The sequence below is a fragment of the Psychrobacillus sp. 05T411 genome (genome assembly GCF_056396485.1).
This window is the reverse complement of the sequence record NZ_JBFTLO010000009.1, coordinates 24,997-38,802: the sequence shown is the minus strand read 5'-3', so window position 1 is coordinate 38,802 and position 13,806 is coordinate 24,997. Positions and strand designations below refer to the sequence as shown.

Below are 13,806 nucleotides of genomic sequence, written 5' to 3'. Positions count from 1 at the left end.
TATTAATAAATGGAACAAACTACGGCTAAAAACATTGAAATAGTTGGAAAAGAAACAGAAGCAAGTAGAGAACTTCTAACACCGGAAGTATTAGACTTCATAGCATCGATTCATAAATTGTTTAATGCAAGAAGAAAAGAACTGCTAGAAACTAGACAAGAGCGTCAAAAACAGCTCGATAATGGAGGTACATTAGACTTTTTAAAAGAAACGAAAGCCATTCGAGAAGGAAACTGGACAATTGCTCCTCTTCCGGATGATCTAAAAGACCGCCGAGTAGAAATTACAGGACCGGTTAATCGTAAAATGGTTATCAATGCTTTGAACTCCGGTGCTAAAACATTTATGGCTTGCTTTGAGGATGCGACGTCACCTACCTGGGAAAATATGATCGAAGGCCAAATGAATATGCGCGATGCTGTTCGTAAAACGATTTCTTTTAAACAAGGCAATGGAAAAGAGTACAACTTAAAAGAAGATACGGCTGTTTTAATGGTTCGCCCGAGAGGTCTTCATTTGTTTGAAAAAAATGTACGCATCGATGGGGAACAGATTGCCGGCAGTTTCTTCGATTTCGGATTATATTTTTTCCATAATGCAAAGGAATTATTGGCTCGTGGAACTGGTCCTTATTTTTATCTACCAAAGCTTGAGAGCCATTTAGAAGCAAGATTATGGAATGATATTTTCATCTTTGCAGAAAAGCAGCTAGGTGTTCCAAATGGGACGATTAAAGCAACTGTATTAATCGAAACAATTATGGCTGCTTTTGAAATGGATGAAATATTATATGAATTGCGGGACCATTCGGCCGGGTTGAACTGTGGGCGTTGGGATTATATTTTCAGTTATATTAAACGGCTACGCAATCAACCAAATGTGATTTTACCAGATCGTGGTCAAGTAACGATGACATCCCCGTTTATGCGGGCGTATACACAACTTTGCATCCAAACTTGTCATCGTAGAAATGCCCCGGCAATCGGTGGAATGGCAGCACAAATTCCGATTAAAGGCGATGAAGCAGCAAATGAAGCGGCATTCGCAAAAGTGCGAGAAGACAAACGGAGAGAAGCAACCGATGGGCATGATGGAACATGGGTAGCACACCCTGGCCTAGTCCCTGTAGCATTAGGAGAATTTGATGAGCATATGCCTACGCCTAATCAAATTCATCGCAAACGAGAAGATGTGCAAGTGGTAGCATCAAATTTATTAGAAGTACCGCAAGGCTCTATTACAGAAGAAGGCTTGCGTTTAAATTGTAGTGTAGGGGTTCAATATATTGCATCTTGGTTACGTGGAAACGGGGCAGCACCGATTAATCACTTAATGGAAGACGCTGCTACTGCAGAAATATCGCGCACACAAGTATGGCAATGGATTCGTCATCCAGAAGGGAAACTAGAAGATGGTCGTAAAGTTACGGAAACTTTAGTAAGAGAGACATTGCAAGAAGAATTAGAGAAGTTGGAAAAAGCATTCGGCAGCGAAAATTATGCCAATGGTCGTTACAACGAAGCAGCCGAGCTTTTCCTTTCCTTAATAAGTGAACAAGATTTTGTTGAATTTCTCACATTGCCTGGTTACGAAAAATTATAGGAGGTGATTTGCATGAAAACAACTACTCAAGAAGTAAACACAAAACATTGTCGCGAATGCGGATGTGAAATTCATGAGAAAGTAGAGTCATCCCTTTACGAATGCGAACGTTGCATCGGCATGAACGAAGAGTAACTCCAAATACGAGAGCCCTGTCCTTCTTTTTCGAGAGAGGATAGGGCTTTTTTTATGGAACGCAGTATAAAGATACTGCGACGTAGTGCGTTGACTAGTGACCGCTAGGATTTCCGCTGCAGGACGGACGCTTTCCGTGGGGCGAGTGATGAGCCTTCACCGCCGCTTGCGCGTACGTAGTGAAGTCTTATCTTACTCAGGCAGATGAACAAAGGCTAAGAACGCCACATCGTGTGGCAACGCCTTCGTGACCAACATCGTGTTGGCCTCCACTGGAGTCGCCGCCCTGCAGCGAAAATCAATGGAAATTGCCAAATTATTGAGTTCCCATATTAACAATAAATGGTTGAACGARACAATATCCACTGCGAACGCGACAATCTACTCGAGTAGATGCCGGCCAGGCGTGTTCGACGGGATTTAAGACATAGAATTCCTATAATATGTCGGAATTATAGTTKTCTCACATCAGGTAAAGAGCCTTTTTGAAAATTGGTTGCTTTCACGAGTAATTTGGTTGCTCTCATGCAGATTTAGTTGCTTTCGTAGTAGAACTGGTTGCTCCCAGTCATCGGTTGGTTGCCCTAAGCCATTTACTGGATGCACGCAATGGAAAAACTGGTTGAAATTTTGTTTTTTAATGGGATGGTATGGATAATTGGGCAATTTTCACTGATTTTCGCTACAGGCGTCGACTCCTGCCGGATGAGTGGGCTAATGAGACATCTCAGGCGTACGCCCAAGGGCGGCGGGGAGGGCTCATCGCTCACCCGGCGGAAAGCGTACGACTGTAGCGAAAATCACAGCGGACACTTTATTCGCCTCACTACCACGTAGTATCCCTATTATGTGCGACATCCTATTGATATTAAGCATTTCCATTTGCCGTATTGGGGGAGAGTCAGACGCTTTGCGGTTTTGTTTCTTTGACAGTATTTTCTTGTTGTAAAAAGAACATATGTTTCATATACTAAGTAAAAAGGAGGAACGTTTGTGCGTAATTTGTTAGAGAAATATTTCAGTCGGGGTCAGTATGTTGAAATAATATACCTATCTAAATCGAGTGAAATGAGTAAAAGAAGGGTCAAAATACTGCAGGTACAAGACAACTCTTTTCAAGGATATTGCTTTAAAAGGAAGGCAAAGCGAACATTTCTAATAATAAACGTATTAGCGATTGCTCCTGTTAGTCAAAAAGAAAGCAAGGTGATCTAGGTGGATAATTTGGATGGAATGACGGATAGACCAGATTTATCGAAAGTACAGGATCGAGGAAGTAAAAAATGGGTTGCAATGATGCTGCCAGAACATGTAAAGCTTCTTAGAGAATATATGGAAGAGCAAAAGAAGGCTCCCCGTCCTGAACTAGACGAATGGGATTTAGATATCATTCAGGAAAATATTCAACTAGCGATGAAACGAAATGTAGAAGTGGAAATAAAAACATGGAGAAATGGAGCGTTCCATATTCATGTAGGAAAGGTAACTTGGGTGGATATAAATAGAAGAACAATTGAAATGGAAGACGTTCTTACATCATTCACATTGCAATTAGATGAAATCGTGGACGTGACTATATTAGTATGAACAAACAGAAGTAAAACAAACCACCAGCCAATAATGGCAGGTGGTTTTAGTGTGTTTAAGAATCTAAGCTTTTACTGGACTAAATTCATGAACCCATACAGTCATATGCGGCAGCCATGGCATACCAGGATGATAAGACAAAATAGATTGTTTGTAGTCCTCTACTGATTCAAATCCTTCTTGTTGTGCATGCGCATCAGTCAACTCGCCGAGCGGTTGAATATACACATTGTCAACAACAAAAGACTGACCGCTAAGTTCCATCACTTCGCCTACATCTGCATAACGTCCGTTACGTCGAGTAGCAGTTTTCTTCCCTTGTAATACTAGTTCAATATCGGATTCCTTCGTGATTAATCGTTCCACTGAACATGTTTTTGGAGGTAAATTTGTTTTTTCATGATTTGTCATGTGAAGCCCACCTTATTAAAATAATTTTACTTTGCTATTTAAATCTAAGTGTATATGTTAAAGGCATTTTGGGCTAGGGTTATAAAAGATTATTTTTAGTTAGGTGAATTAGTATAGACTCGATCCCGCGTAAATGGCTCCGATACTACTAGATGAGCGAGTGTTACTGGAGATTTTCCTTCCTTTTCAAAATATATTTGCTCTAACTCGGGAAAGTTATCAAAATAGGAATGTACAATTGTTCCGATGAACATGTTCTCCCCGGCACTTCCTTGTACATTACTTAATCCACTGTCCATGTTTAATATTAGCTTCGTGTTATTATTCTCCAAACGATAATCAATTAATCCAACTTCCAGCACCATAATCTCATCAAAAATTTGACGCACTACATCACCTGAAGGATCAATGGTTATGTTATATGGTTCTACATACTCGGCATTGGCATCCGCTTGATAGACGGTAATTGTTTCCGTTGATACAGTGCTTTCGGCTTCTTCATTTCCAGCCCACTTATAAGCTATCTGTTCTTTTTGTTCACTTAATTCTTTAGAAGTAGACCACGCGATGAGTGTATAAGCACCAGCGGGTACGTCTGTTAACTCCGTTTGTAACTCAAGCGGAATGACTATTTCTTCATTGGGCTTTAGTACTTTTTCTTGAAGCATTAAAGTAAACGATTTATCAGCTGAATACGTATAAACAATATTGTTTTCACTGTCTAAAAGCTGATATTCAATCTCTTGTCCACTTGGGTATGTTAATGATGTTTCGGCTTCCGAGTCATTTTTAATCGTAAAGGAAGCATTGCCATCCTCGGTTAACTCCAATTTAGTCAAAATAGTTTTGTCTTCTTGTGGTTGCGGGTCTCCACCTGTAGTCTGGTCTACATTACTTGTTCCACAGCTCGCTAGGAGCAAAATGATGAAAATCGAAAATAGGCCCCAAATAAGTTTTTTCATGGAATCACTCCTTTATAGGATTAGACTGTTTACCTCGTAGAAAGTTACATGTTAATTTTCTTAAGAAATTCTTCATAATTATCCTTCTGAAATGTTAAGAAATGAAAGGTACAATAAGAAACATAAGAGTAAAGGAAGGCATCCCAAGTTCGCCACATCCTGTGGCAACGGATGCATGACCCGCATCGTGCGGGCCCATAGGAGGTAAGCAAATGACACAGTTTACAGTGTTAGTAACGGATGATGACCAAGATATTCGCGATGGCATCGAAATTTATTTGAAAAATGAAGGCTATAACGTGTTAAAAGCCACGGATGGACTAGAAGCATTGCAATTAATAGAAGAAAATGAAGTGCATGTCATTGTGTTAGATATTATGATGCCGAAAATGGATGGGATTGCTGCAACATTTAAAATACGAGAACAAAGAAATATACCAATTATTATGCTTAGTGCGAAAGCAGAGGATTCGGATAAAATCCATGGATTGTCCGTTGGAGCAGATGATTACGTAACAAAACCTTTCCACCCAATGGAGCTAGTGGCACGCGTGAAGTCACAGTTAAGGCGTTATACAAAGCTTGGTACGTATCAAGGGCAGCAAGCAAGCATTGAAGTCGATGGACTCGTGTTAAACAAAGAGGCAAAGGAACTTACGGTGGAAGGCGAGCCGGTGAAGCTAACACCAATTGAATTTAAAATTACAGAACTTCTGATGGTGAACGCAGGGCGAGTTTTTTCTATCCATGAAATATATGAGCGTGTTTGGCATGAACCAGCCTACAATGCGGAGAACATCGTAGCAGTGCATATTCGAAAAATACGCGAAAAAATAGAAGCAGATCCGAAAAACCCAAGATACGTGAAGGTGGTGTGGGGAGTTGGCTATAAAATCGACAAGTAAATGGAGTTTACTATTGTCTGTTTTAGCAATTGTTTGCGGCATCATTTGTCTAGCCTACTGTCTAGCTAACTGGATGCCAATAAGCGAAATTAAAGAGAGTTTTGTTCAAATTTTACGAAATATGAGAGGAGGCGTTGCGGGATGAAGCATGCAATAGGAAGAAATATAATACTTAGCACGTTGGCGGTAATCACGGTATTAGGTTTGTTTACACTAATAGAACAAGGACGAAACTTTATTGGCACGGGCTATTTTGATAGTGATGATTTTCAAATGCAGCTATACGATTTTGAGACAGCTATAGTTCCATTAGTTTTAGCACCACCAGATAAAGAAGAAGTAAAGAAAAAAATTACGGTAACACCAGAGGAAATAGAGGAATATCGTTATCGATACGGAGACCTGCAAAGCCAATTAGATTCAATCAGAAATCAATATCAAAGTGAGACAGGGGAAGTAACAACAGAAACAGCGACAGACGCAGTACAAGAAGGGGCATCAGAAGAAGCAACCACAACAGTACAAACACCAAACGATGCTTTACTTGCAGAGCGTGATAAAAAGTTAGCAGATATCACGAAAAACTTCACAGATGATAACTATGTACAACAAAAGATTCAAGCAGAAAAAGAAGCAGAAGTAGATGCGTATTATAAATCAATCGAATATGCAAAAAATGATGTGTTGAGTCAAAAAGAAGATTTTGTATATGACTTTAAAAATGTCGAAACAGGCGAGCATTTTACAAACGGAGAAATAAGTTCGAAAAATGCATTTAAAAAAGAATATTCCAGTAAAAATGGATATTTGAAGAAAAGTACCGTTTATGATGGAGTTGATGACTTCAGAAATATAAGAAATTTAATGGACAATGGATTTGCCCGTTTTGAAGGAACCATTGCTATTCCAGAATCGAGTATTTTAAGTGGGCATAGAGCTAATGAATATAAATACTTTTTAGCAAACCAACGTAAGTTTTACGGAGTAGTCATAGCGGGAATTTTGGCGGCAATTGCATTTACTTTATTATGGAGAAAAAATAGCGAAACGTTTCGACATAAAGACAAGGAAGAGAAATATCGTCAGTTGCCGATTGATGTAAAACTAGCAATTTTCCTTATTAGTATTTTAGCGGAAATTATTACTATTGGGTTTTTGAAGGATTTCGTATTATATAGAGACTATGATATGCAAATAATTACATTTATTTTTGCAGTAGTTTTCACAGCGTTGACATTGTATCAATGGAAGTGGATGCGCGCCGGTTTTGGTCCAGTAGATTGGAAAAATACCCTTACTTATAACTGGATAAAATCATTACAAGGGTTTTTCTTAAAACAATCTATCGGGCTACAAACGTTAATCATGTTAATCGTCGTGTTTTTCTGGGGTGTTGGAACATTGCTAGTACTAATGCTACCAGTAGCATTAATCATTTGGATACCGGCGACTTTATTAATAGGAATCCCAGTACTTGTTGTTTTAACGTCCAGAATGGCGTACTTGAACCGAATTTTCGTGAAAACAGAAGAAATGGCAAAAGGCGTCGTTGGAAATGAAATTGAAGTAAAAGGGAAATCTGAATTTGCAGAGCATGCAAAGCGTTTAAATGAAATACGTAGCCTAATCAAATCTTCTCATTCCGAGCAAGCAAAAAGTGAGCGACTGAAAACGGAGCTAATCACAAACGTCAGTCATGATCTTCGCACACCATTAACATCCATCATTACGTATACAGATTTGTTGAAGAATCCAGGCATTACAGATGAAGAGCGAGCATCTTATATTGCCATTTTAGATAAAAAATCGATGCGTTTAAAAACATTAATCGAGGACTTGTTCGAAGTGTCGAAAATGGCATCGGGAAATATCGAGCTAGATAAACGGAAAGTCGATTTAACCCAATTATTGCAACAAGCCATTGCGGAACACCAAGAAGATATCGATAAATCGGGCCTAGAATATCGTGTAGCTATCGGCACAAAACCAATCATGTCTTATGTCGATGGACAAAAATGGTGGCGAGTGCTCGATAATTTAATCATCAATACGTTGAAATATACACTCCCGAATACAAGGGTGTACATCAACTTGGACCAAGTGGACGGAGAAGCTGTTTTTGTTATCAAAAATATTGCCAAGTATGAATTAGGCAATGACGTGAATGAATTAACCGAGCGATTCAAACGAGCAGACACATCGCGCCATACAGATGGTTCGGGCTTAGGGCTTGCGATTGCCCAATCAATTGTGGATTTACACGGCGGCAGTTTACGAATGGAAGTAGACGGAGATTTATTTAAAGTAACAGTGAAAATAGGAGTAATTTAACAAGAGCGGGGAATCCAATGGGGGATTTCCCGCTTTTTTTGCCGTAGATTTAGCGGGTAGTTGGAAAGCTATCGTTCTTCACATCAAAACCAAAAAAAGAGAACTCCCCATTATCGAAGGTCATCCTCTTTTGTGTCGATTACAGTTTCTATTTTTTTCTTGCTCTTTTTTCATCGCTTCCATTTGATCTAACAAACTATCAAGTTTATCCTGTATTTCGGAAATTTGTTTTTGTTGATCTTGCGCTGCCCGCTGCCCTTCTTGCGCCGCACGCTCCTCTTTCAGAAAGTCGCGATTTGCTTCATACAACGCAATGCCTTCCCCGATAGTACCTACTATATATCCGAGCGAAAGAATGACAGAACCTATAAATCCAACAGTCAAGCCAAAGTTGGGTGGTAATCCATCATTCGGTTCGTCAGGTCTCATATATGCTAACATCCTTTTCTTCTTCTTTTCATTAGCATATGACAAATACCCTTTATAGGTTATTTTTTCGGTGTAACAAGCTGATGTTCAAATGCATAAATAACAGCCTGTGTTCGGTCGCTTACTTCCAGTTTCGATAAAATATTGCTGACATGTGTTTTCGCTGTTTTTAATGCGATAAAGAGAGTGTCCGCAATGTCTTGATTTGTTTTTCCTTCCGCCATTAGCAGCAATACTTCCAGTTCCCGATCCGTTAAATCTTCATGTAGTGCATGTTCAGAGCCTTGGCGCATGCGCTTCATCATTTTGTTCGTTACTTCTGGCTCTAAAACGGCATCGCCACTAAGCGTTTTACGAATGGAGTCCGCTATATGCGATGCTTTGGATGTTTTTAGCAAATAACTGATTGCGCCGGCTTCAAGCGCGGGATATACTTTGTCGTCATCGATAAAGCTTGTGACGATCATTACTTTTGCTTCTGGCCACTTTCGCACGATTTCACGTGTCGCTTCTGCACCATTCATAATGGGCATAACCATATCCATTAAAATAATATCCGGTTTATGCTGGAGCGCCATTTCTACGGCTTCTTGCCCATTTACTGCTTCTGCGACAACATCCATATCAGGCTGCGCTTGTAAATAAGCAGATACGCCAATTCGAACCATTTCATGATCATCCGCTAATAATATTCGAATCATGTTCTATCTCCTTCACTTGTTTTGTTTCCCTTAGTATTTCTTGCTTCTCAATCGGTAATTTCACTTCCACAATCGTCCCTTGAGAAGGAACCGATACCACTTTACACGTAGCACCAATTTCTACGGCACGTTCTTTTACATTTTCCAAGCCATAGGATCCTGTTTTTGCGTCTGATAATTCAAATCCAACGCCATTATCTTGTACGCGGAAAATAGCTAGACCGTCACGTTCAACAAATAATATATCGACCTCTGTAGCTTTTGCATGTCGCAATGTGTTCGACAAAGTTTCTTGCGCAATGCGGAATAAATGGTCTTCTGCTCCCTTTGGCAGTACCACTTCTTCTAAACGGTAACGTATAGTAAAAAATACTTTCTGTTGAAGCTCGACTAAAAGCTCTTCCATTCCTTGCTTCAATGATTTATCATGCAAGGCAGCTGGACGAAGATGAAGAAGTAAGGCACGCATTTCGAGCTGAGCTTGTTGCACAATTTTTTCCGTTTGCATTAATGTTTTGGAAGCATTTCCGTGCTGCGATTCCTCTATTTCCACCATTGTGGAAAGGAGCATAGATGCTGCAAACAATTGCTGTGAAACCGAATCATGCAATTCTCGTGCTAGTCTTTGTCTTTCTTGGACGATTCGTTCTTGAATAAGCTTATCCTGTGCTTCTGCTTTTTCATTTGTAATTCGTTGTAATGTTTTTCGCTGCGTTAAAATGAGTTGCTCTAATTGGGTAGCTGTAACTTGTAGCCGTTTGGAATATACATACTTTTTTTTACTTGGTATATGATTTTCTGCTTCTAACAAAGGTCGTAAGCCTGTTTCAATCTTTTTTTCTTGATCTCTTACCTTTTGAAGTGTGTTCAATGAAAAACTAAAACTTATAAATGCTAAAATAACAATAATCCAAACTCCAAAAGGTACTTGAGCATACGTATTCTCTAGTAAAGACCACCACATAAGATCGTTTGGCCACCCCCAAACGGCATATAAAAGAAGCGCTGCGAGTGCCAATAAAATAATGAAAATCGAAAACCCTTGCCCTAGAAATATCTTCATTTTCGAATCACCTCGATATCCCCGATCCAAGTAGACACAGTGATTACTAACTCTGAAGCATATGTCACATCATCCAAATAACCATCCTTTAATACGATTGATTGGTTCCATAAGCGCTGAGCACCGCGTCCGAAAATATTCGCTTCTCCAATAATCGTTGCATAATGGAGTCGTACAGGAATTTCATATGGCACATAAATAACCACTTTTCCGAGGGTTTGGCGAATAGAAATAAAAGAAGTACCTTTTGGTAAAACAGTTTCCGTCACATCAATTACATGCTCCCCGTAAAAACCTTGTACATGGACATCCTGCCATTCATATGCTTGAAAAGGAGTCGTTTGGGAGGAAAATAACTTATTTTGAATAATACTATTTGGCGTCTCTTCATATACGTTACCAAATGGACGGACTACATTACGTATCGGTTCATTTTTCCAAAGCTTATAAAGGATGTACAACATAAGGGCCATCAGTAAAAGTCGTAAACTCCACATGGAGAATACAGCCATTAGAAGAAAAATAACACCAGTCCAAAACAAAAAACGACGTTGTTTACGAAGGCTAAAGTAGATCATCCCAATACCAAGAAGGGCTAATACAATACTACCGTTTCCAAAAACTGTAGCTTCAATGAACATAAGAAAAACAAAACAGATGAGAATAAAGGCAAGCTTGTTCGTTTGGTTTTCCTTCATACCGTTTCCCTCCTTTTTCACGAACAGTAAGATATAGACTTAAAAACGTTAAGTACATAGCTTATTGTTCGTCAAGATATAAAGAGAGGAGGAGATTGTTTCTCCTCCAATCATTATCTATAGTTTACACAATTTCTTGCTTAGTTTGTGCGTTTTTTTCTAACATTACTAAACGTTGTTCCATTGAAGTTACTTCATGTTCTTTTTCAATCTTTTGTCCTAGGCGCTCGATATAATGTTCCATCTCTTGGAATGTACCGAAGTTTTTTTCTTTTTGTTCCGGTTGTAGCACACGATCCATTTGGTGATGTGCACGTGTAACGTTTTCTTTGCCCATTAATTGTAGTTGACGAACTTTCATGTCTTTTATCTTGTGTTTCATCTCTTCGTATTTTCGTTCTAAACCAAAAAGTTCTTCTGTTGTTTGTAAAATACTATTTTTTAGTACAGCAGTTCTTTCGCTATAAGCATCTACTTCTGCTTGTGCAAACGCAACTAAGTCTTCTTCGCCGCTTGCAGTTGCAAGTTCTACTTGAGCGTTACGTTTTTCTACCATTTGAGTAGTTTCTTCCAGTTCTTTTTCAAGCTGATGTTTTAATTGACCTTGACGTTCTAACCATTTACCAGTTTGCTCTGTTTGTTTTTCTGCCTCGCGAATGTATTGGTTTAGCATGGCGATTGGGTTTTTTTCTTCTTTTTTGTCGAATAGTTTGTGTAAATCTGCCTCTACTGAATATTTTAATCGATTCCATAATGATGTCATGTTTGTTTCCTCCTTATTTTGAAAGTTCGTTCCATTGTTTTTCGAAATTGACAAATGGATCATCTGATTTTACAGCTGATTTGGAAAAGCTTACAGATTCGTTGTTCCATTTTTTAACTACGTACCAGACACCTACGATTGCCAAAATTCCGAAGAAACCAGGTATGTTCACTACTGCAGAGATTAATCCTAGAATACCAACGCTTGCCCAAAAGATTTTTAAAAAAGTAGATTCACTTTTTAGATAGAAGTGCATCCCCGCAAATACGATTAACGCTGATACTCCTAATCCTAATAGGGAACCTAGGTTAGCAAGAGCTACGATTCCGGCAGTAATACCAAGTACTAATAAACCAAATTTTTTCATGTGAGTGTTCCTCCTCTCGTTTGTAGTTATAGCTTACCAATTCCACGAACTTCTCCAAACGGGCTTAGAATTGATTTTCGTATCGGTCTAGAGGCTTAGTCTTAGTAGGGTAGAATCTGCTATACTAATGAAAAATACATAAAATGGGGAGCTGAAAATGAAGAAAGTAGGCGCTATTGTTCTAGCTATTGCTGTGTATACCGCTATTGTGTTTTATTTTGGTTGGTGTGTTTTCACGTGGTTGGACGTATTCCTGCCAGTGAATAAGGTGATTTTCACCATCGTATGGACACTCATTGGTTACGCCTTATTTATCGCAAGAATCGACCACCGATTACGGTTATTTCATATAGTAGGCTCCTACTGGATGATTATTATGCAATACGGAATAATTCTTTTTCCAATAGCAACTATTTGCACGTGGATTTTCCCCTCACAATTAATAGTTATTGGTACAATCGTTTGTTTGTTGTTTATCATCAGTGTTGCCGTCGGTTCGTACAATGCCTATACGCCGGTCGTTCGTGAGTTATCGATTACATTGCCGAGAAAAGATGCGATGTTAGACAAATTAAAAGTAGTAGTTGCTTCTGATTTCCATCTTGGTTTATTATCCAATAAGGCGCATTTACAACGTTTTGTGAAAAAATCGAATGAACAGCAACCAGATGTCGTATTATTAGTAGGGGACTTGGTGGACGATGATCCGATTTGGTTTGTGAAAAAAGGGATGTCCGAAGTGATGAAACAACTCACTTCTACGTATGGTAATTACGGGGTACTTGGAAATCACGAGTACTACGGCAAGAAAATCCCGCTATTAGTGGAAGAAATGGAAGCTTCTAATGTAAAAATGTTATTAGATGAAACAATTATAGTAGCGGATTCGTTCTATTTAACTGGTAGGGAAGATTTGACGAATAAAGAGAGAAAGCAGCTTTCAGAGCTAGTTCCGCTTAAAAGCAACCTTCCTTGGTTTGTGATGGATCATACGCCTTCTAATTTATTCATTCCAGAAAAAGAAGGAGTGGATTTTCATGTGTCTGGACATACACATCGTGGACAGATGTGGCCAAACCATCTTTTCACACGAAAACTATTTGAACTCGATTATGGGTATAAGCAAAAAGGAAGTTTGCATGCAGTCGTATCTTCGGGTTTTGGTTTTTGGGGACCACCAATTCGTTTAGGGAGTCAATCAGAATTTTGGGTAGTAAACATTAAGTTAGAGGACGTGGGAGTATAATGGAAGCATGGATTGCAGACTGGATGAACCAGTTTGGATACCTGGGTGTATTTTTATTAATATTAATAGAAAATATTTTCCCACCAATACCTTCAGAAGTAATTTTAACGCTCGGAGGATATATGACGACAACAACATTGATGACCAAGTTTGGTATTATTGTTGCGTCTACTGCTGGTTCGGTAATTGGAGCAGCAATTTTATATTGGATCGGTACACTGTTAGATGTAGAGCGTTTAGAGAAAATAGTGAAGAAGTATGGGAAGTTTTTACGACTGACGATTAAAGATATTCATAAGGCAGATGCCTGGTTCGACAAATACGGTGTATGGGCGGTGTTTTTCGGAAGATTAGTTCCGCTTGTTAGAAGTTTAATATCTATTCCAGCCGGTATGTCGAATATGAAGTTTAGCCTGTTTTTATTGTTCACCACGCTTGGTACACTTATTTGGAATACGGTATTAGTTTCAGTTGGAGCAGCAGTCGGTGAGAATTGGGATCAAATCGTAGGGTATATGGATACTTACTCTAATATCGTGTATGTTATTTTAGCAATTGTAGGTATTGCATTTCTTGTTTGGTATTTTAAAAAACGTGACTAAGGAG

At 39.0% G+C, this 13,806-nt stretch carries 16 protein-coding genes; 8 read left to right on the top strand and 8 right to left on the bottom strand.

What is annotated here, in order from left to right; genetic code table 11:
* Nucleotides 1–9: 9 nt before the first annotated feature.
* The 3 genes from aceB to AC1DFT_RS09445 all read left to right on the top strand — a co-directional run bounded on the left by aceB (nt 10) and on the right by AC1DFT_RS09445 (nt 3,324).
* A complete protein-coding gene (aceB, locus tag AC1DFT_RS09455; RefSeq protein ID WP_477918943.1) occupies nt 10–1,602 on the top strand; it encodes a malate synthase A in 1,593 nt (530 codons plus the stop codon).
* Nucleotides 1,603–1,614: 12 nt separating this feature from the next.
* Nucleotides 1,615–1,737: a YhfH family protein gene (locus tag AC1DFT_RS09450; protein ID WP_218145522.1), complete on the top strand. Its 123-nt coding sequence runs from the start codon at nt 1,615–1,617 to the stop codon at nt 1,735–1,737.
* 1,233 nt (nt 1,738–2,970) lie between these two features.
* Nucleotides 2,971–3,324 (top strand): YolD-like family protein, encoded by a 354-nt coding sequence (locus AC1DFT_RS09445; RefSeq protein ID WP_477919051.1) that lies wholly within the window; start codon nt 2,971–2,973, stop codon nt 3,322–3,324.
* A gap of 63 nt (nt 3,325–3,387) precedes the next feature.
* Here AC1DFT_RS09445 and AC1DFT_RS09440 read toward each other — a convergent pair whose 3' ends face one another.
* Together AC1DFT_RS09440 and AC1DFT_RS09435 are read right to left on the bottom strand one after the other, a co-directional pair.
* Nucleotides 3,388–3,735, bottom strand: a complete 348-nt coding sequence (locus tag AC1DFT_RS09440) for an ASCH domain-containing protein (RefSeq protein WP_477918942.1) — start codon at nt 3,733–3,735, stop codon at nt 3,388–3,390.
* 95 nt (nt 3,736–3,830) lie between these two features.
* Entirely contained in the window at nt 3,831–4,697 is an 867-nt protein-coding gene (locus tag AC1DFT_RS09435; RefSeq protein ID WP_477918941.1) for a BsuPI-related putative proteinase inhibitor, read from the bottom strand.
* 212 nt (nt 4,698–4,909) lie between these two features.
* On the opposite strand from AC1DFT_RS09435, the gene AC1DFT_RS09430 reads away from it, so the two are divergent.
* The 3 genes from AC1DFT_RS09430 to AC1DFT_RS09420 are packed head-to-tail and all read left to right on the top strand — an operon-like array spanning nt 4,910 to nt 7,933.
* Nucleotides 4,910–5,602: a response regulator transcription factor gene (locus tag AC1DFT_RS09430; RefSeq protein ID WP_477918940.1), complete on the top strand. Its 693-nt coding sequence runs from the start codon at nt 4,910–4,912 to the stop codon at nt 5,600–5,602.
* Nucleotides 5,580–5,747 carry a hypothetical protein gene (locus AC1DFT_RS09425; RefSeq protein WP_477918939.1) on the top strand — a complete coding sequence of 56 codons (168 nt, stop codon included), beginning with the start codon at nt 5,580–5,582 and terminating at the stop codon, nt 5,745–5,747. The genes AC1DFT_RS09430 and AC1DFT_RS09425 overlap by 23 nt, the downstream gene beginning before the upstream one ends.
* On the top strand, nt 5,744–7,933 hold the full coding sequence (locus AC1DFT_RS09420; RefSeq protein WP_477918938.1) for a histidine kinase dimerization/phospho-acceptor domain-containing protein: 2,190 nt from the start codon (nt 5,744–5,746) through the stop codon (nt 7,931–7,933). The genes AC1DFT_RS09425 and AC1DFT_RS09420 overlap by 4 nt, the downstream gene beginning before the upstream one ends.
* Before the next feature lie 120 nt (nt 7,934–8,053).
* On the opposite strand, the gene AC1DFT_RS09415 is transcribed toward AC1DFT_RS09420, so the two are convergent.
* From AC1DFT_RS09415 to AC1DFT_RS09390, 6 genes are all read right to left on the bottom strand, one after another.
* Nucleotides 8,054–8,362, bottom strand: a complete 309-nt coding sequence (locus AC1DFT_RS09415; protein ID WP_477918937.1) for a hypothetical protein — start codon at nt 8,360–8,362, stop codon at nt 8,054–8,056.
* 59 nt (nt 8,363–8,421) lie between these two features.
* Complete coding sequence (locus tag AC1DFT_RS09410) at nt 8,422–9,063, bottom strand: response regulator (protein ID WP_477918936.1); 642 nt, start codon at nt 9,061–9,063, stop codon at nt 8,422–8,424.
* The gene (locus AC1DFT_RS09405; RefSeq protein WP_477918935.1) at nt 9,038–10,126 is read right to left on the bottom strand and encodes a sensor histidine kinase; all 1,089 of its coding nucleotides are present in this window, start codon (nt 10,124–10,126) and stop codon (nt 9,038–9,040) included. The genes AC1DFT_RS09410 and AC1DFT_RS09405 overlap by 26 nt, the downstream gene beginning before the upstream one ends.
* The gene (gene liaF, locus AC1DFT_RS09400) at nt 10,123–10,824 is read right to left on the bottom strand and encodes a cell wall-active antibiotics response protein LiaF (protein ID WP_477918934.1); all 702 of its coding nucleotides are present in this window, start codon (nt 10,822–10,824) and stop codon (nt 10,123–10,125) included. The genes AC1DFT_RS09405 and liaF overlap by 4 nt, the downstream gene beginning before the upstream one ends.
* Before the next feature lie 124 nt (nt 10,825–10,948).
* The gene (locus AC1DFT_RS09395) at nt 10,949–11,587 is read right to left on the bottom strand and encodes a PspA/IM30 family protein (RefSeq protein ID WP_477918933.1); all 639 of its coding nucleotides are present in this window, start codon (nt 11,585–11,587) and stop codon (nt 10,949–10,951) included.
* A 13-nt stretch (nt 11,588–11,600) separates the two neighbouring features.
* The gene (locus tag AC1DFT_RS09390) at nt 11,601–11,954 is read right to left on the bottom strand and encodes a lmo0954 family membrane protein (RefSeq protein ID WP_477918932.1); all 354 of its coding nucleotides are present in this window, start codon (nt 11,952–11,954) and stop codon (nt 11,601–11,603) included.
* Nucleotides 11,955–12,111: 157 nt separating this feature from the next.
* On the opposite strand from AC1DFT_RS09390, the gene AC1DFT_RS09385 reads away from it, so the two are divergent.
* Both AC1DFT_RS09385 and AC1DFT_RS09380 read left to right on the top strand, forming a co-directional pair.
* Entirely contained in the window at nt 12,112–13,200 is a 1,089-nt protein-coding gene (locus AC1DFT_RS09385; RefSeq protein WP_477918931.1) for a metallophosphoesterase, read from the top strand.
* Entirely contained in the window at nt 13,200–13,802 is a 603-nt protein-coding gene (locus tag AC1DFT_RS09380) for a DedA family protein (protein WP_477918930.1), read from the top strand. Before AC1DFT_RS09385 ends, AC1DFT_RS09380 begins: the two co-directional genes overlap by 1 nt.
* The last annotated feature ends 4 nt before the right edge of the window (nt 13,803–13,806 follow it).